General features: G+C 60.9%; 20 protein-coding genes and 1 tRNA gene. 16 read left to right on the forward strand and 5 right to left on the reverse strand.

Going from position 1 to position 16,865, the window contains the following annotated elements:
- Nucleotides 1–49: 49 nt before the first annotated feature.
- Both ACQZ5H_RS06165 and ACQZ5H_RS06170 read left to right on the forward strand, forming a co-directional pair.
- Nucleotides 50–817, forward strand: a complete 768-nt coding sequence (locus ACQZ5H_RS06165; RefSeq protein WP_112716327.1) for a DUF599 domain-containing protein — start codon at nt 50–52, stop codon at nt 815–817.
- Entirely contained in the window at nt 818–1,819 is a 1,002-nt protein-coding gene (locus ACQZ5H_RS06170; protein ID WP_112716329.1) for a heparan-alpha-glucosaminide N-acetyltransferase, read from the forward strand.
- Between the two features lie 4 nt (nt 1,820–1,823).
- Here ACQZ5H_RS06170 and ACQZ5H_RS06175 read toward each other — a convergent pair whose 3' ends face one another.
- Both ACQZ5H_RS06175 and mgtE read right to left on the reverse strand, forming a co-directional pair.
- Nucleotides 1,824–2,216, reverse strand: a complete 393-nt coding sequence (locus ACQZ5H_RS06175; protein ID WP_162708679.1) for a MerR family transcriptional regulator — start codon at nt 2,214–2,216, stop codon at nt 1,824–1,826.
- A gap of 70 nt (nt 2,217–2,286) precedes the next feature.
- Nucleotides 2,287–3,702, reverse strand: coding sequence for a magnesium transporter (mgtE, locus tag ACQZ5H_RS06180; protein ID WP_199629604.1), 1,416 nt, complete (start codon nt 3,700–3,702; stop codon nt 2,287–2,289).
- A gap of 242 nt (nt 3,703–3,944) precedes the next feature.
- Between mgtE and ACQZ5H_RS06185 the strand changes: the two genes are divergently transcribed.
- The 3 genes from ACQZ5H_RS06185 to ACQZ5H_RS06195 all read left to right on the forward strand — a co-directional run bounded on the left by ACQZ5H_RS06185 (nt 3,945) and on the right by ACQZ5H_RS06195 (nt 5,651).
- Nucleotides 3,945–4,439 (forward strand): peptide deformylase, encoded by a 495-nt coding sequence (locus ACQZ5H_RS06185; protein WP_449097054.1) that lies wholly within the window; start codon nt 3,945–3,947, stop codon nt 4,437–4,439.
- A gap of 72 nt (nt 4,440–4,511) precedes the next feature.
- Nucleotides 4,512–5,009: a BON domain-containing protein gene (locus ACQZ5H_RS06190; RefSeq protein ID WP_112716333.1), complete on the forward strand. Its 498-nt coding sequence runs from the start codon at nt 4,512–4,514 to the stop codon at nt 5,007–5,009.
- Between the two features lie 276 nt (nt 5,010–5,285).
- Nucleotides 5,286–5,651, forward strand: coding sequence for a hypothetical protein (locus tag ACQZ5H_RS06195; RefSeq protein WP_449097055.1), 366 nt, complete (start codon nt 5,286–5,288; stop codon nt 5,649–5,651).
- A gap of 53 nt (nt 5,652–5,704) precedes the next feature.
- Here the strand turns inward: ACQZ5H_RS06195 and ACQZ5H_RS06200 are convergent, their stop codons facing one another.
- Entirely contained in the window at nt 5,705–6,349 is a 645-nt protein-coding gene (locus ACQZ5H_RS06200) for a metallophosphoesterase family protein (RefSeq protein WP_449097056.1), read from the reverse strand.
- A gap of 146 nt (nt 6,350–6,495) precedes the next feature.
- Nucleotides 6,496–6,580, reverse strand: a tRNA-Leu gene (locus tag ACQZ5H_RS06205).
- A gap of 170 nt (nt 6,581–6,750) precedes the next feature.
- Between ACQZ5H_RS06205 and lipB the strand changes: the two genes are divergently transcribed.
- From lipB to sugE, 11 genes are all read left to right on the forward strand, one after another.
- Nucleotides 6,751–7,464 carry a lipoyl(octanoyl) transferase LipB gene (gene lipB / locus ACQZ5H_RS06210; protein WP_112716339.1) on the forward strand — a complete coding sequence of 238 codons (714 nt, stop codon included), beginning with the start codon at nt 6,751–6,753 and terminating at the stop codon, nt 7,462–7,464.
- Between the two features lie 59 nt (nt 7,465–7,523).
- Nucleotides 7,524–8,450 (forward strand): DMT family transporter, encoded by a 927-nt coding sequence (locus ACQZ5H_RS06215; RefSeq protein ID WP_112716341.1) that lies wholly within the window; start codon nt 7,524–7,526, stop codon nt 8,448–8,450.
- Between the two features lie 98 nt (nt 8,451–8,548).
- Entirely contained in the window at nt 8,549–9,241 is a 693-nt protein-coding gene (locus ACQZ5H_RS06220) for a hypothetical protein (RefSeq protein WP_449097057.1), read from the forward strand.
- Nucleotides 9,242–9,343: 102 nt separating this feature from the next.
- The gene (locus ACQZ5H_RS06225) at nt 9,344–11,353 is read left to right on the forward strand and encodes an acetyl-CoA carboxylase biotin carboxylase subunit (protein WP_449097058.1); all 2,010 of its coding nucleotides are present in this window, start codon (nt 9,344–9,346) and stop codon (nt 11,351–11,353) included.
- A gap of 111 nt (nt 11,354–11,464) precedes the next feature.
- Nucleotides 11,465–12,727, forward strand: coding sequence for a hypothetical protein (locus tag ACQZ5H_RS06230; protein ID WP_449097059.1), 1,263 nt, complete (start codon nt 11,465–11,467; stop codon nt 12,725–12,727).
- Nucleotides 12,728–12,849: 122 nt separating this feature from the next.
- Nucleotides 12,850–13,977, forward strand: coding sequence for an S-(hydroxymethyl)glutathione dehydrogenase/class III alcohol dehydrogenase (locus ACQZ5H_RS06235; protein WP_449097060.1), 1,128 nt, complete (start codon nt 12,850–12,852; stop codon nt 13,975–13,977).
- A gap of 85 nt (nt 13,978–14,062) precedes the next feature.
- Nucleotides 14,063–14,317 carry a type II toxin-antitoxin system ParD family antitoxin gene (locus tag ACQZ5H_RS06240; protein WP_449097061.1) on the forward strand — a complete coding sequence of 85 codons (255 nt, stop codon included), beginning with the start codon at nt 14,063–14,065 and terminating at the stop codon, nt 14,315–14,317.
- Nucleotides 14,318–14,321: 4 nt separating this feature from the next.
- On the forward strand, nt 14,322–14,621 hold the full coding sequence (locus ACQZ5H_RS06245) for a type II toxin-antitoxin system RelE/ParE family toxin (RefSeq protein WP_449097062.1): 300 nt from the start codon (nt 14,322–14,324) through the stop codon (nt 14,619–14,621).
- 12 nt (nt 14,622–14,633) lie between these two features.
- Nucleotides 14,634–15,101: a YaiI/YqxD family protein gene (locus tag ACQZ5H_RS06250; RefSeq protein WP_112716351.1), complete on the forward strand. Its 468-nt coding sequence runs from the start codon at nt 14,634–14,636 to the stop codon at nt 15,099–15,101.
- 1 nt (nt 15,102) lies between these two features.
- Nucleotides 15,103–15,936 carry an S-formylglutathione hydrolase gene (fghA, locus tag ACQZ5H_RS06255; protein WP_449097063.1) on the forward strand — a complete coding sequence of 278 codons (834 nt, stop codon included), beginning with the start codon at nt 15,103–15,105 and terminating at the stop codon, nt 15,934–15,936.
- Between the two features lie 155 nt (nt 15,937–16,091).
- Nucleotides 16,092–16,406 (forward strand): quaternary ammonium compound efflux SMR transporter SugE, encoded by a 315-nt coding sequence (gene sugE, locus ACQZ5H_RS06260; RefSeq protein ID WP_112716355.1) that lies wholly within the window; start codon nt 16,092–16,094, stop codon nt 16,404–16,406.
- A 41-nt stretch (nt 16,407–16,447) separates the two neighbouring features.
- On the opposite strand, the gene ACQZ5H_RS06265 is transcribed toward sugE, so the two are convergent.
- Nucleotides 16,448–16,843, reverse strand: a complete 396-nt coding sequence (locus tag ACQZ5H_RS06265) for a DoxX family protein (protein WP_112716357.1) — start codon at nt 16,841–16,843, stop codon at nt 16,448–16,450.
- Nucleotides 16,844–16,865: the final 22 nt, after the last annotated feature.

Below are 16,865 nucleotides of genomic sequence, written 5' to 3' on the forward strand. Positions count from 1 at the left end.
CCATGAAGCATCTGTAGAGTGGCGCCGCAGATCAGGGACTGAATCACCGATGCTCACCACCGCCGACTACATCTCGCTCGCCTTCTTCGCCGTCTCCTGGCTCGGCTATTCCTGGCTGCTGCGCGGCCGCACCTTCTTCGGCCGCACCAGCCTGACCCATGCGATGGGTGAGCGCCGCCGCGAATGGATCTACAATTCGCTGCGCCGTGACCTCAAGATGATCGATACCCAGATCATGGCCGGCCTGCAGAACGGTACCGCCTTCTTCGCCTCTACCTCTATCTTCGCGATCGGCAGCTGCTTCGCGCTTCTCGGAGCGACGGACAAGGTCAGCGCCATCTTCGCCGATCTGCCCTATGTCTTCGGCGGCAGCCATGCGAGCTTCGAGATCAAGGTCGGTGGCCTCGCCGCGCTCTTTGCCTATTCTTTCTTTAAGTTCGGCTGGTCCTACCGGCTCTTCAATTACTGCACCATCCTGTTCGGCTCGATCCCGATGATGCGCGATACCGAGGCCGACATCTATGCCGCGGAGCGCGCCGCCGAACGCGTCATCCGCATGAACATCATCGCCGGCAGCCACTTTAACGAAGGCCTGAGGGCAATCTTCCTGTCGATCGGCTATCTCGGCTGGTTCGTGAACCCTTACGTTTTCATGGCAACGACGGCGACCGTCGTCTTCGTCCTCACCCGTCGACAGTTCTTCTCCGAGGCACGCCTGGCGATCCTCGATGGCGGCCCGCCATCAAATCTCCACCTTTCTCCTATTCCCCGCGATCCCAAGCCTGATGGCGATGGTGATTTGTCCGGGGGACTGTGAATGACTGTTTTGGCGACTGATAGCGGCGTGGTCGCGCGTCCTCCGCGTATTGGCCTGCTGGACACGGTGCGTGGCGCCGCGCTCATTGCCATGGCCACTTACCATTTCAGCTGGGACCTGGAGTTCATGGGCTACCTGACGCCCGGGACCGCGGAGACCGGCTGGCTGAAGCTCTACGCCCGAGCCATTGCCACGACCTTCCTGTTCATCGCCGGCATCAGCATGGCGCTGTCGAGCCAGGGCGGCATTCGCTGGCGTCCGTTCTGGAAGCGCTTCGCGATGATCGCTGGTGCTGCGCTGCTGATCTCGGTCGCAACACGCATCGCCATGCCCGGTGAATGGATCTTTTTCGGCATTCTCCACTGCATGGCGGCGATGACGCTGATCGGCGTCGTCTTCGTCCGCCTGCCGCTTCCGGTGACACTCGTTGTCACTGTCGCACTGGTCGCCGCCTGGATCGCCGACACTTTCGTCGCGCCAGGCATCCTCAGGTCCGCGACCTTCAATCATCCGCTGCTCTGGTGGATCGGCCTGACCGACATGCCGCCGCGCTCAAACGACTATGTGCCGCTATTCCCCTGGGCCGCCGCCTACATGTCCGGCCTGTCGCTGTCTCTGATCGCACTGCGCACCGGCCTGCCGCAGAAGCTTGCCGCGATCGGCACCGGCAGCTCCCTGCTTGCCCGCGCCGGTAAGCACAGCCTTGCCTTCTATCTGATCCATCAGCCGGTGCTGATCGCCATCGCTTACGGAATGACCTTCGTCATGCCGCCAGCGAAGCCCGATCTCGCCGAGATCCACATGCGCCAGTGCAATCCCGGCTGGTGCCAGGGCATGGATCCCAAGTCATGCCAGATTTATTGCGAATGCACGCTGACCGAAATGCAGGACCAGAAGCTGCTCGAGCCCTTCCACACGGGTGTCGTCAAGGCTGATGACGACCGCGTGCAGGCGATCGCCAATCAGTGCAGCATCAAGGCGCTTCCGCCAGAGCAGCAGTGATCCCTCAGGTGCCGACGCCGATTTCGGCCAGGCGGCCGAGGCAGGCTTCCTCGATATTGTCGAGTTCCGTCAGCGTGTCGTCGATATCCTTGCGCTTCTGGCGCAGGTCCTCGCGCTTCTCGTCGACACGCTTCATCAACAGCTTCAGCTGCCCGAGCTCGCCCGGCGGCTCCTTGTAGACGGTAATGATTTCGCGGATCTCGGCGATCGTGAAACCGATACGCCTGCCGCGCAGGATTTCCTGAATGAGCCTGCGGTCTGCCGGGCGGAACAGGCGCGTGCGGCCACGGCGTTCCGGATGGATCAAACCTTCGTCTTCGTAGAAGCGAAGCGTCCGCGTCGAAACACCAAATTCGCGCGTCAGCTCCGTTATGCTATAGTATTTGTTCACAGGCATCGGATTCCCACTCTCTCCCGGCAATAATATTGACTTTTACGTAATAGTCAATTTGAGCGGGTTGGCGTGGTTAAATCCCGAACCACCAGGTGGCGATGCCCAGAAATGCGAAGAAGCCCGTACAGTCAGTTACGGTCGTCACGAATACCGACGATGCGATCGCCGGATCGGCGCCGACCTTGTCCAGGAGCAGCGGCAGCAGGATGCCGGCAAGCGCTGCCGCGATCAGATTGATGATCATCGCCGCGCCGATCACCATGCCGAGCTGGTAGTCGTGAAACCAGGTCCCGGCAATCGCCCCCATGATCATGGCGAAGATGACGCCGTTCATGATGCCGACGCTCGCCTCCCTGCGGATGATGCGCCCGGCATTGTAGATATCGAGATCGCGGGTCGCGAGCGCCCGCACGGTCACCGTCATCGTCTGCGTGCCGGCATTGCCGCCCATAGAGGCGACGATTGGCATCAGCACAGCGAGCGCAATCATCTTCTCGATCGATCCGTCAAACAGCCCGATGACGCTCGCCGACAGCATCGCCGTGCCGAGATTGATGAGCAGCCACAAAAAGCGCGAGCGTACTGTCGAAATAACATTGTCCGACAGTTCTTCGTCACCGACACCGCCGAGGCGCTTGATGTCCTCATCGGCTTCTTCGTGAATGACGTCGACGACGTCATCGATGGTCAGCACGCCGACCAGACGTTCGTTCTCGTCGACGACCGCGGCCGAGAGAAGGTCGTACTGCTCGAAAAGCTGTGCCGCCTCTTCCTGGTCCATCTCCGCGGGGATCGGATGGTTCATCTCCCGCATGATCTGCTCGATCTTCGTCTGCCGCTTGGTGCGCAGGATCTTGTCGAGATCGACGGCGCCCAAGAGCTTGAAGGTCGGATCGATGACGAAGATCTGCGTGAAGGAGTAAGGCAGATCCTCCTCCTCGCGCATGTAGTCGATCGTCTGCCCGACGGTCCAGAACGGCGGCACGGCGACGAACTCCGTCTGCATGCGGCGGCCTGCCGAGCTTTCGGGATAGTCGAGCGCCCGTCGCAGGCGAACCCGCTCGGTAAACGGCAGTTGCGCCAGGATCTCTTCGCGGTCTTCCTGGTCGAGGTCTTCGAGAATGTAGACGGCATCATCCGAATCGAGGTCGCCGATCGCCGCGGCAATCTGCTCGTTCGGCATCTGGTCGACGATTTCGCGGCGGATCGCCTCATCGACCTCCGTCAGCGCCGTCATGTCGAAGTCGTCGCCGAGCAGGCGCACCAGCGCCAGGCGTTGTTCCGGCTGGATCGCCTCCAAGAGGTCGCCGATTTCCGATTCGTGCAGGCGCGCCACGTTCTGGCGCAGAAATATCGTATCACGATCGGCGATCGCGGCGCCGACGAGCGTCAGGAAATCGCTGCGGACGTTGCCATCCTCGTCATAGATATCGGCGTCTTCGTCGTCTGGACGCTTGCGGATGCGTTCGTCTTCTTCGCTTGCCGTCATCTGCGCCCTCGCATCCAATTTCATAACAGTTACGGCTTTCCTGCCGCGTTCGAGAATGGCGGCGGAAAAGGTATTGTCAACAAGCGGATAAACGAATCCCGCCCGCCCGGGCAGCGGCAGGAACTCAAGCCCCTGCTAACTGAAACGCCCTCTCCCGTCTAGCGTCAAAAACCCTCTCTGGAGATGACAATGCGCGGGCCGGAGGATAGTTTCCCGGCAATTGATCAGGAGCCTGAGCCCGCATGACGATCCGCCCCATCCTCCGCTATCCGCATCCCGGCCTGAAGACCGTCTGCGCTCCCGTGATCGCCTTCGACGACGATCTGAAAACGCTCGCCGGCGACCTGCTTGAAACGATGCGGGCAGCCCCCGGCGTCGGCATCACGGCGGCTCATATCGGCGTCTTCAAGCGCCTGTTTGTTCTTGAGCTCAGTAAGGCTGATGGCGTCAGAAACTACGTCAACCCCGAGATCATCTCCTCGTCGCCTACGCTGGCGCGCCAGACGGAAGGGAGCGTCTCGATGCCGGGCGCGACAGAGGATGTGGAGCGGCCCGCCTCCATCAGGCTCGGCTATCAGACCTTGTCTGGCGAGATGAAGGAAGAGGATGCGGACGGTTTCCTCGCAATCTGCATCCAACACGAGATCGACCAGCTCGATGGCATCTTCTGGCTCCAGCGCCTGTCAAAGCTGAAGCGCGACCGGCTGATCCGCAAATGGGAGAAGGCCGGCCGGTAATTTCATAATCCGGCGCCGAACCATTCCGGTCTGCAGGCGTTGTTCGAGCATGAGCCTTCAAGGAGGAAGACCATGCCGAAGACCGACGACAAGAAGACGCTGTCGCGCGAAGACGATTACCGCGACTACGAGGAACGTAACCTCGACGATGGCTGGCCCTACTCCGATGCCTCAGGGGCATCGGATGGAAAGCCCGGAAACGGCGCCTATGGAGAGACAGCAGCCAATTTCGACCGCGACCGCAACAGCGGCTTCCGCATCGACGGGACCGACGAGGACGGCAACGAGAACCGGCTCAGGGACACGCTGCGGGCCGACAGTATCAATCGTGACGACAGCGACGACCTTGAGGTGCGCGTCTTCGAAAATCTCGAAAACATCGAAGGCCTCGACCCCGACAGCATCGATATCCATGTCGAAGGCCACACGGTGACGCTTGAAGGCTCGGTCGAGACGATCGGCATGGCGCGCAAGGTCGAACTCGGCGCCCTCTCGGTCGATGGCGTGCGCCACATCCGCAATCGCCTGGAAACGACAGGCGTCGACTCCCATATCCCGAATGAAGATTAGGTGGCTAAAATTGTAGCGCTTATTAATAATTCCAAGGGTTGTATTTATACTGGCGCCCGGCTTTGCGAAAGGCCGGGCAAAATGCTTTTGATAGCGCACTAACGTTCGTCACGGATTGGTGAGAAAAGCCCACGGTTTCGTGAATTACATGGACAATTCGTAACCCAATCCGCCTGCAACCTCCCACAATTTCGCCCCAATTGGGGAGCGAACTCGTAGTTGCCGAGGGTTATCGTTTCGTTGTTGATTGCAACAACTGATTGAGGAGATATAACCATGAGCATCAAGCTCGCCGCAGCTGCCTCCCTCTTCGCCATCAGCATGGCGTCGTCCGTCTTCGCCGCTCCGATGTATGATGACAGCTATGTCAAGCCGGTCCTGATCAGCCCGCCGAAGGCAGTGCACTACACGCAGCATGCAGCGCCCGCCTATTCAAACGACTACACCAATGACAGCGATGGCTGGTACCAGTCGAAGATGCCGGCACCGAGCAAGATCAACTACAACAAGCTCGAAGCCAAACTGCAGGCTGAGCATCTTCCGCCTTGCCAGACGCCGGATGAGCTGAAGGGTCCGCAGACGAGGGCCGGTGACGGTGGCGCAACCCACACCGACGCTTGCCGCGACATGGGCGATCACTGACCACCTGCTGATCTGAAAATGAGACGGGGCCGCATCTGCGGCCCTTCTCTTGTTTAAGGCCTTACCGTCAGAAACTCGACCGGCCCACCTGGCACTTCGTCATCGAACACCGCGCAAGCAAGCCTGCCGCCGAACACACAGGCGCCGTCGACATTGGTCCGGTTGCCCCAAATACGCGGATTGGAGGCCGAAGGAGTGTGGCCGTGCACCAGATGCTTGCCCCAATATTCCCCGGAGACGCCATCCGGAAAGCGGATCCACATCAGGTCGTGCGGCGTCTGCTCCTCAAGGTAGCACCCCTCCCTCACCCCAGCGTGAACGAAAATGCGGTGCTGATCGGTATGAATGAAGGGCAGCGATTCCATCCAGCGCAGATGTTCGGGCGGCAGAGCGCCGCCATAAGACGCCAAGGTCTCCATCCCGCCATTCTCCAGCCACCACGATTCGGCATGCCGGCCGTCATGGGCGCCGGTCAGCATGTCCTCGTGATTGCCCTTCAGCGTGATCCACTGCCAGTCCGGTGAACTCGGTCCGGCGATTAGCCTCTCGATCACGGAGCGGCTATCCGGACCGCGATCGACATAATCCCCGAGAAACACGATCTTGCCTGCCGGCGCGTAAGCTTCCACCCGCTCGATCATCCGCATCATCGGATCGATGCAGCCATGTATGTCGCCGATTGCGAAGGTCAGGCTCAATGCTGCGGCTCCTTATCTGCCTTGAAAGCTAGAGCACAAAGCGGTCGTATCGATAGCCGGCCGCCGGAACGGTCTTGAGATACGAGATAAAGAAAACAACGTAATGAACTGTAGAAAAACAAAAAACCCGGCCTAAGCCGGGTTCTTGGTGCGGTCGAGAAGACTCGAACTTCCACGGGTTGCCCCACAGCGACCTCAACGCTGCGCGTCTACCAATTCCGCCACGACCGCATCGTGGTAGGGCCGATTTGCGTCGGCGAGGCAGCATGTAGCAAAAGCATTTTGGGCGCACAAGAGCGATATGACAGTTTTTTTCAAAACAAATCACAGCATTTGAATTGGGCATCAAACGGGGCCATATAGCGCTCTGCCGCTTCCCCTGTGCGGCAAGGGAAAAGTCCATGCTGCGCACCGATTTGCAATTCTCCATGTTTCCTCGCGAGGGCAATAATCCTGTCCGCTGGCGGATCGCCGATGGCCTGGTGCCTTATGAACAGGCTGTGGAAACAATGGAACGCGAGGTCGCGGCGATTGCCGATGGCGGCGACGAGCTCGTCTGGCTGGTCGAACATCCACCGCTTTACACGGCCGGTACCAGCGCCGATGCCAAGGATCTGGTGCAGCCGGACCGATTCCCTGTCTTCGCCACCGGCCGCGGCGGCGAATATACCTATCACGGACCCGGCCAGCGCGTTGCCTATGTGATGCTCGACCTCAAGCGGCGCCGCCAGGACGTCCGCGCTTTCGTTGCCGCCCTCGAAGACGTCGTCATCCGCACGCTCGATTCGATGAATGTCCGCGGCGAACGGCGCGAGGACCGGGTTGGCGTCTGGGTGCGCCGTCCCGAAAAGCCGCTGCTGCCGGATGGTTCGGTCAGCGAAGACAAGATCGCCGCTCTTGGCATCCGCCTGCGCCGCTGGGTCACCTTCCATGGGCTCTCTTTGAACGTCGAGCCGGATCTCGACCATTTCAGCGGCATCGTCCCCTGCGGCATCTCTGCCTATGGCGTTACGAGCCTCGTCGATCTCGGCCTGCCGGTGATGATGGCGGATGTCGACATGCGCCTGCGCGAATCCTTCGAGGCCGTCTTCGGAGAGACCGTCAACGAGGCTTGAGCCGCGCCTTGCCTGCGGGCCAGTCCTGTGGTTGATGGTCATGTTTCCGGAAGCCGAGCATGTCCCAGCCACAATCCCAGCAGAATCCCCTCCAGGGCATGGCCATCATGGCCGGTGCCATGATCGTCCTTCCCGCCATGGATGCGATCGCCAAATATATGGCGACCTTCGAATCGATGTCGCCGGGCCAGGTGACCTTCTACCGGTTCTTCTTCCAGCTGGTCTGCACGCTGCCGCTGCTGTTCGTGCTCTTCCGCTGGAAGGCGCTGCACGCCAAGCGCCCCTGGATGAACCTGTTGCGCGGTGTCCTCCATGGCGCGGCAAGCCTGCTGTTCTTCGTCGCCGTCAAATACATGCCGCTCGCCGATGTCTTCGCCATCTATTTCGTCGAGCCCTTCATGCTGACGGCGATGTCGGCGCTCTTCCTCGGAGACAAGGTCGGCTGGCGGCGCTGGACGGCGATCGTTGTCGGCTTCGGCGGCGCCATGATCGTCATCCAGCCGAGCTACGAAATCTTCGGTCTCAAGGCGCTGCTGCCGGTCTTCTGCGCTTTCCTCTATTCGCTCTACCTGTTCCTCAATCGCGCGATCGGCGAGGCCGATTCGCCGCTGACCATGCAGACCATGGCCGGAATCGGTGGAACGCTGTTCATGGCCGTTGCGCTCTTCGGCGGAAATGCCGCCGGTATCGCGGATTTCGAGATCTCCCTGCCCTCGTCTCTCCTCGGTCTGGTGCTGCTGCTGATTCTCGGCTCGCTCTCCGGCTATGCGCATTTGCTCGTCGTTCGGGCTTTTCGCCTGGCGCCGCTCTCGCTGCTTGCCCCATTTCAGTACTTCGAGATTATCTCGGCCACGGTTCTCGGCTACGCGCTGTTCAATGATTTCCCCACTGTTTCCAAGTGGATAGGAATCGCCATCATCGTCGCGTCCGGGCTTTTCATCATCTGGCGCGAACGGCTGCAGTCGAAGTCCGTCAATTCGGCCTGAATGAAACGGCAATTCGTTAACTGTCGTTGTTGAGGGATCCTCAATCCGCGCGCGATAGAAGCGTCTCCGGCCTCATGATGAGGTTCTGGAGATAAAAAATGAGCGAATTCCGACTCGCTTTCCCGGCATGCGTCATCGCCGGAAAGCACCGGTTGGCCGTCGACGACATCGGCCTTCTGCGCAAGCATAGCTTCCCGGACGGCGTCCGGACCGCCGACGACGTGGTCGTCATGCTCGCACTCAACAATTCTTGCCCCGAAAAATGCCCGGAATGGAACGCTTTCTTCGTCGAAAGCCTCGCCGGTTTCATCGTCAATTACAGCTATCCGCAGGGATCGCTCGACGAGATCAACGCCGCCTGGATCATGCGCATGTTCGCGACCGATGGCGTCGTGAACTCGGCGCTCGAGCTGGAGCTGGTGCTGCACATCATGGAAATCTCGTCCTATGTGCCGGATGAGCTGCGCGCCTTCGCCCTCGACCAGCTCCGCCTTGCGATCACCGACAATGTCGGCGGCTACAAGCTGACGCGCGCCGTCGAGCGCAAGGGAATCACCCGCCAGGACGTCGATTACGTCATGCGCGTGCTGCGGAATGTCTGTGAAGGCGGCGTCATCCCCGTTTCGCCGGTCACCCATGGCGTCCTTCGCCGCATCGAGACGGAAACGCTTCCCGCCGGAAACCATCCCCGATGGACCGAAATCATGCGGGCGCTGGAGCTACGCGATTATCACCAGCCGCGCACCAGCCGCTGGCTGAGGATCGTCGACGACGAGCAGGCCGTCGCCTGATCCCTGCGCCGTAAAGCTGAATAGCTGCAAGGCTTTCGTACGATTGTGCGTCCTGAAGTTTCTGCGTAGAACTTCAGGACGCATTTCTCGGGTGGAGTCTTCATGTTCAAGAAAATCCTGATCGCGAATCGCGGCGAAATCGCTTGCCGCGTGATCAAGACTGCGCGGCGCATGGGTATTTTGACCGTCGCGGTCTATTCCGACGCGGATCGGGACGCGCTGCATGTCGAAATGGCCGATGAGGCCGTTCATATCGGCGCAGCGCCTGCTGCAGAAAGCTATCTCGTCGCCGAGAAAATCATTGCAGCCTGCAGGGAAACCGGCGCCGAGGCCGTCCACCCCGGCTACGGCTTCCTCTCCGAGCGCGCCTCCTTCTGCGAGGCGCTGGAGAAGGAAGGTATCGTCTTCATCGGACCGAAGCCCAAGGCGATCCTTGCCATGGGCGACAAGATCGAATCGAAGAAATTCGCCAACGCCGCCAAGGTCTCGACCGTGCCGGGCTATCTCGGCGTCATCGAGGACGTGGCGCAGGCGGAAAAGATCGCCGGCGAGATCGGCTATCCTGTCATGATCAAGGCCTCGGCCGGCGGTGGCGGCAAGGGCATGCGTATCGCCTGGAACGAAGCGGAAGTGCACGACGGCTTCGACCGCGCCCGTTCGGAGGCGAAGAGCTCCTTCGGCGACGATCGCGTCTTCATCGAGAAATATGTCGTCGATCCCCGTCATATCGAGATCCAGGTGCTTGCTGACGGGCATGGCAATGCCGTCTATCTCGGAGAGCGCGAATGCTCGATCCAGCGCCGGAACCAGAAGGTTGCCGAAGAGGCGCCCTCGCCCTTTCTCGACGAGAAGACCCGCAAGGCGATGGGCGAGCAGTCCATCGCGCTCGCCAAGGCCGTCGACTATCAAAGCGCCGGCACCGTCGAGTTCATCGTCGATCGCGACCGCAATTTCTATTTCCTGGAAATGAACACCCGCCTGCAGGTCGAGCATCCCGTGACCGAACTCGTCACCGGCATCGATCTCGTCGAGCAGATGATCCGCGTTGCGGCCGGAGAGAAGCTGCCCTTCGCGCAGAAGGACATCAAGCTGAACGGCTGGGCGATCGAAAGCCGCCTTTATGCCGAAGACCCCTATCGCAACTTCCTGCCGTCGATCGGCCGCCTTACCCGCTACCGGCCGCCGGCCGAAGGCAGGCACGGCGATATCATCGTCCGCAACGACACCGGCGTTTATGAAGGCGCCGAAATCTCCATGTATTACGATCCGATGATCGCCAAGCTCTGCACTTGGGCGCCGGACCGGCTGACCGCAATAGATGCGATGGCCGAGGCGCTCGATGCCTTCGTGGTCGACGGGATCGAACACAATGTTCCGTTTCTCTCGGCCCTGATGAAACATCCCCGTTGGCGCGAAGGCCGGCTTTCGACGGGTTTCATCGCCGAGGAATATCCCGATGGCTTCGCACCGGTAGAGCCCGATGCGTCGCAGAAGGCCGCGCTGGCCGCGATCGCCCTCTCGGCCTCGCTGATCGAGACCAACCGCCGCGAACGCCATGGCGACCGCCTCCGCGCAGCGACGGGCGATCTGCGCAGCGACTGGGTGGTGAAAGTCGGCGGCGACTACGTCGCTGCGAGCCTCCTTGAAGGCCATGTGACCATCCCCTTCGAGATGGGAATGAAGGCCTATGGCCGCGAGCTGCACGTTGTCACCAATTGGAGACCCGGCGAGCCCGTCTGGTCCGGCACGATCGATGGCGCCAAGGTCATCGCCCAGATCCGGCCTGTTCTGAACGGTCTGCGCATCGACTGGCAGGGTCTCTCCGTTCGCGCCAAGGTCTTCACGCCGCGCCATGCCGAGCTCGACCGCCTGATGCCGGTCAAGCTCCCGCCGGATACGTCGAAACTTCTGCTCTGCCCAATGCCCGGTCTCGTCGTGTCGATTGCGGTTGCCGAGGGCCAGGAGGTCAAGGCCGGCGAGACGCTTGCCGTTGTCGAGGCCATGAAGATGGAAAACGTGCTGCGCGCCGAGCGCGACCTCGTCGTCGGCAAAGTGAAAGCAAAGCCGGGCGAAAGCCTCGCCGTCGATGCCGTCATCATGGAGTTCGCCTGACCCGTTCCGGCACAGCGGCGAGGTACTCACCCATCGGTGACAGGGGCATTTGTTAAGCGGCTCGCGCTATGATGAGCCGTTTTCGCCCTGTGGCTGGGGCCGGAGTCCTCTATGTCGGCGCTTCAATCAGCGGCCATCCTGCTGTTCATCAATCTCGGTCTGCTCTGGCTTCTGATGCGCATACCGCTTGGTCTGCGCACGATCAGCGTCACGAGAACTTTCCGCTGTCCGCCCGAAACACTGTGGAAGGCGATCAATCCCGCCGGCGAGTCTGCCGACTGGCACCACGCCGTCATTAGCAGCGCGGCCATCGCCCACCGGCCGGGTTTCGTCGAGCAGGTCTACAGCCATCTCGACCGCAATGGCGAGCCGCTGCGCCGCGTCCTGGCGCTCGATCCGCTTCCTGCCGGCGGCGCGCATGCCTTCCGGTCGCGGATCGCCGACGACAGCACGCTCGATCCGGCCTTCTGGCAGCATTACAGCGAAAGCCGCATCATCAGGTCCACGCCACAAGGCTCTGCGCTGGAGATCAGTCAGACCGACCACTATCGCGGCCTCGCCTTCCTCATCTTCCGCTATTTCGTGCTCCAGCGCGAAATCCGCTCGCTGCAGGGATGGCTGGAAACCGGCGTCTCCAGGCCGCAAGGCCATTTCGAAAGGCCTCTGGTTCAAACCTTCCTGGCTGTGCTTTCCACTCTGCTGCTCTGGCCGTTCTTCGGGCTCACCGCCAGCGGCCTGATGATCTCGACCTTTCTGACCATGGTCATCGCCCTTCACGAGCTCGGCCACATGGCGGCCTACCGCGCCTTCGGGCACAGATCGGTGCGGATGATCTTCATCCCGCTGCTCGGCGGCATCGCGATTGGCGGGCGCCCCTACAAAAACCTTTTCGAGGTCGCCGCCTGCGCTCTGATGGGCGCTGGGATGTCGGCATTCGTCGTGCCGATCATCATCGCTGCCGTCCAGGGCATCGGCCACGGCGTCGTGCCGGCGAGCGTCGGCGGGCCGCTGCTCGTCCTGCTGCTGATCCTTGGCGCCTTCAATCTCCTCAATCTACTGCCTATGCACCGCTTCGACGGCGGCCAGGTGCTGCGCCAGATCTTCCGCACCCGGCACTCGCTGATCGTCGCCAGCTTCACCGTCACCGCCTGCATTATCGGCGTCGGTTGGGCGATCGGCCTGTCGAACAATCTGCTGATCGCCGGGCTGGCCGTCTTCATCCTGATGAGCATGATCGGCTCCGGCTCGGTCAAGCCGCGCCAGAAGCTTGATGAGATGAATGATGGTGAAAGGATGCTCGTTGCATTCGGCTTCTACGCGGCGATTGCCATGCACGGCTATGCCATTATTTTCGCGAGCGAAAAGCTTTTCTGACGTTAGCGGCAAACTGGCTGCCGCATCCCGGACAAAGTGTCTTTTGATCAAGCTTTTCGCTTGAGCGCCCCTCTGCCGCCGTGCGATTGTCCGCCCAGCAAATCAGATAGGGAGATCAGACGATGGACGTTCGCGCCGCAGTCGCCGTTCAGGCAGGCAAGCCTTTGGAAGTCATGACAGTTCAGCTCGACGGGCCGAGGGCCGGCGAAGTGCTGATCGAGGTGAAGGCAACAGGTATCTGCCACACCGACGACTTCACCCTCTCGGGTGCCGATCCAGAAGGCCTGTTTCCGGCGATTCTCGGCCATGAAGGCGCCGGTGTCGTCGTCGATGTCGGCCCCGGCGTGACCTCGGTGAAGAAGGGCGACCACGTCATCCCGCTCTACACGCCTGAATGCCGCGAGTGCTATTCCTGCCTGTCGCGCAAGACCAATCTCTGCACGGCGATCCGCTCGACGCAGGGCCAGGGCCTGATGCCCGACGGCACCTCGCGCTTCTCGATCGGCAAGGACAAGATCCATCATTACATGGGCTGCTCGACCTTCGCCAATTTCACGGTTCTTCCCGAGATTGCCGTTGCCAAGGTCAACCCGGACGCCCCCTTCGACAAGATCTGCTACATCGGCTGCGGCGTGACGACCGGCATCGGCGCCGTCATCAACACCGCCAAGGTGGAAATCGGCTCGACGGCGATCGTCTTCGGTCTCGGCGGCATCGGCCTCAACGTTCTCCAGGGCCTGCGCCTTGCCGGCGCCGACATGATCATCGGTGTCGACATCAACAACGACCGCAAGGAATGGGGCGAGAAATTCGGCATGACGCATTTCGTCAATCCGAAGGATGTCGGCGACGATATCGTGCCGTACCTTGTCAACCTGACCAAGCGCAACGGCGACCTGATCGGCGGCGCCGACTACACCTTCGACTGCACCGGCAACACCAAGGTGATGCGCCAGGCGCTCGAATCGTCGCACCGCGGCTGGGGCAAGTCCGTCATCATCGGCGTTGCCGGCGCCGGCCAGGAAATCTCTACCCGTCCGTTCCAGCTGGTCACCGGCCGCAACTGGATGGGCACGGCCTTCGGCGGCGCGCGCGGCCGCACCGACGTCCCGAAGATCGTCGACTGGTACATGCAGGGCAAAATCCAGATCGACCCGATGATCACCCACACGATGCCCCTCGAAGACATCAACAAGGGCTTCGACATGATGCACAAGGGTGAAAGCATCCGCGGCGTGGTGGTATACTAAGCAGAGCGGCCTGCATTTCCATCGATCTGGAAATGCGGGCCTCGCCTTGTTAGACTGATGGAATAGCAAACCGATGGGAGCCAGTGTGGCGCAATCGTCCTCGATATCTCTTACGTCAGAGCAACAGGCTCTCGTCGATGAGCTCGTGCGGACGGGACGCTTCGCGGGAGCGAACGACGTGGTTGCAACTGGGCTGCGCCTGCTCGAAGATCGTGAAAACCAGGCCGCCGCCTTTGTCAGCGCTCTGGAAGATGAAGTCGAGATCGGCCTGCGTAGCGGCGAACCTGCGCCCATGGAGCCCGCAAATACGCTTCTCGCATCCTTCCGGGCGCGGACCTGACCAGGTGGCCGTTGTCCTTCGCAGACCACAATTCGTCGAGGATCTCTACGATATCTGGCGCTTTATCGCCCGCGACAGCGAAGCCCGAGCAGATGATTTCATTCTGGAACTGGAGATGCGCTACGAGATACTGGCGAATAACCCGTTGCTTGGTGTTCAGCGGTTCCGCCGCTATCCCAGGCTTCGGATGTTCCCATACCGCAGCTACATCATCATCTACGATCCGATCCCTGACGGCAGTGGCATTGAATTGATCCGCATCCTCAACGCCGCACGTGATTACCACCGCTATTTCGACGAATAGAAACAAAAGACCATGCCGCAAATCTACGTCGACGCCGACGCCTGTCCGGTCAAGCCGGAAATCCTGAAGGTCGCCGAAAGGCTCGGGATGGAGGTGACGTTCGTCGCCAATTCCGGGCTGCGGCCGTCGCGCGATCCGATGGTGCGCAACGTCATCGTCTCGAACGCCTTCGATGCGGCCGACAACTGGATCGCCGAGCATGCGGCAATAGCCGATGTCGTCGTCACCGCAGACGTGCCACTCGCCGTGCGCTGTGTGGCTGCCGGTGCATTGGTGTGCGGCCCCACAGGCCGTGTCTTCGACGACACCAATATCGGCATGGCGAGTGCCATGCGGGATCTCGGCGCGCATCTGCGCGAGACCGGCGAAAGCAAGGGCTACAACGCCGCTTTCGGCCCCAAGGATCGCTCGCGTTTCCTCGAAACCTTCGACCGGCTCTGCCGCCGCGCCAAGAACATTTCCGAACAGACTGGAGACTGACATGAAGATCATTTCGCAGGCGACCGCATTTGGCGGCATGCAGGGCGTATTCAGCCACGAATCCGAGGCCTGCAAATGCGAGATGACCTTTGCCGTCTTCGTGCCGCCGAAGGCCATCAAGGAGCCCTGCCCGGTACTCTGGTATCTCTCCGGCCTGACCTGCACCCATGCCAACGTCATGGAAAAGGGCGAATATCGCAGCCTCGCCGCCGAGCTCGGCATGATCATTGTCTGCCCGGACACCAGCCCGCGCGGCAACGACGTCGCCGATGAGCTGACCAACTGGCAGATGGGCAAAGGCGCCGGCTTTTACCTCGATGCGACCGAGGCGCCCTGGGCCGAACACTTCCAGATGTACACCTACATCACCGAAGAGCTCCCTGCCCTGATCGCCGAGCAGTTTCGTGCCGACATGAGCCGCCAGGGCATCTTCGGCCACTCGATGGGCGGTCATGGTGCCATGACGATCGCGCTGAAGAACCCCGGCCGTTTCAAGAGCTGCTCGGCTTTCGCACCGATCGTCGAACCCTCGACCGCGGACTGGTCCGCCCCGGCCCTCGAAAAATATCTCGGCGCCGACCGTAAGGCCTGGCGGCAATATGATGCCTGCGCTCTGGTAAGCGACGGCGCACGTTTCCCGGAATTCTTGATCGACCAGGGCAAGGCCGATGGCTTCCTCGAAAACGGCCTGCGCCCCTGGCTTTTCGAGGATGCGATCAAGGGCACGGACATCCAGCTGACGCTGCGCATGCACGAGCGCTACGACCACTCCTACTACTTCATCTCCACCTTCATGGACGATCATCTGCGCTGGCACGCCGAACGCCTCGGCTGAACGCCGAAAACGGGTGGCATGGCAGCTATGCCAAATCCTAGCTTGAACTTTGCCGCCCCGCATCGCATATGACTGACAACGCAGACGACTGCGGCGCCCGCTAACTGGGGTGCAAAAGTCGCGGGGACGGCCTCGCTCTTGACAAGGAGAGTAAGATGGCCTGGTTCCTGCTGTTTCTCGCAGGTCTTTTCGAATGTGGTTGGGCGATCGGTCTGAAATATACCGATGGCTTCACACGCCCCATGCCGACCGTTCTGACGGTCGTCTCGATGGTGATCAGCGTGGTTCTCTTGGGGCTGGCGGTCAAGACGCTGCCGATCGGCACGGCTTACGCGATCTGGACCGGTATCGGCACCGTCGGCACCGTGCTGCTTGGCATCTGGCTGCTCGGTGACCCTGCAAACGCTGCGCGCCTCGCCTGCATCGGCCTGATCGTTGCCGGTATCGCCGGACTGAAACTCACCGCTTGAAAGTGGAAATGCCGCGGGTCAAACCGCGGCATTTCTCGTTGTTAGACCGTCTTGCGGCTATCGACCGAAAGCGCGCCGGCGCCGGCAAAGACCAGAAACAGGAAGATGAAGCAGAACAGGATTGCTTCACCGCCGCCATTGACCGCCGGATAGAAGCCGCGCGGGAAATGCGCCATGAAATAGGCGATCGCCATTTCACCGGACAGCAGGAAGGCAACCGGACGCGTCAGGAAACCGACGAGAACAAGCAGGCCGCCGATAACTTCCAGCAGTGCTGCGACGAGGAACAACGGCGGCAGTGAGCCACCATCACCCTGCGGGATCGGGAAGGCGAAAAGTTTCATCGTGCCGTGTTCGATGAACAGCAGAGCGGCAAAAATTCTGAGCGCAGCCAGTGCATAGGGCTGATAGGCGCTCAAACGATCAAAAGCAGACATAAAGACTCTCCTTCTAGGGGCA

The organism is Rhizobium sp. 21-4511-3d (genome assembly GCF_053522545.1).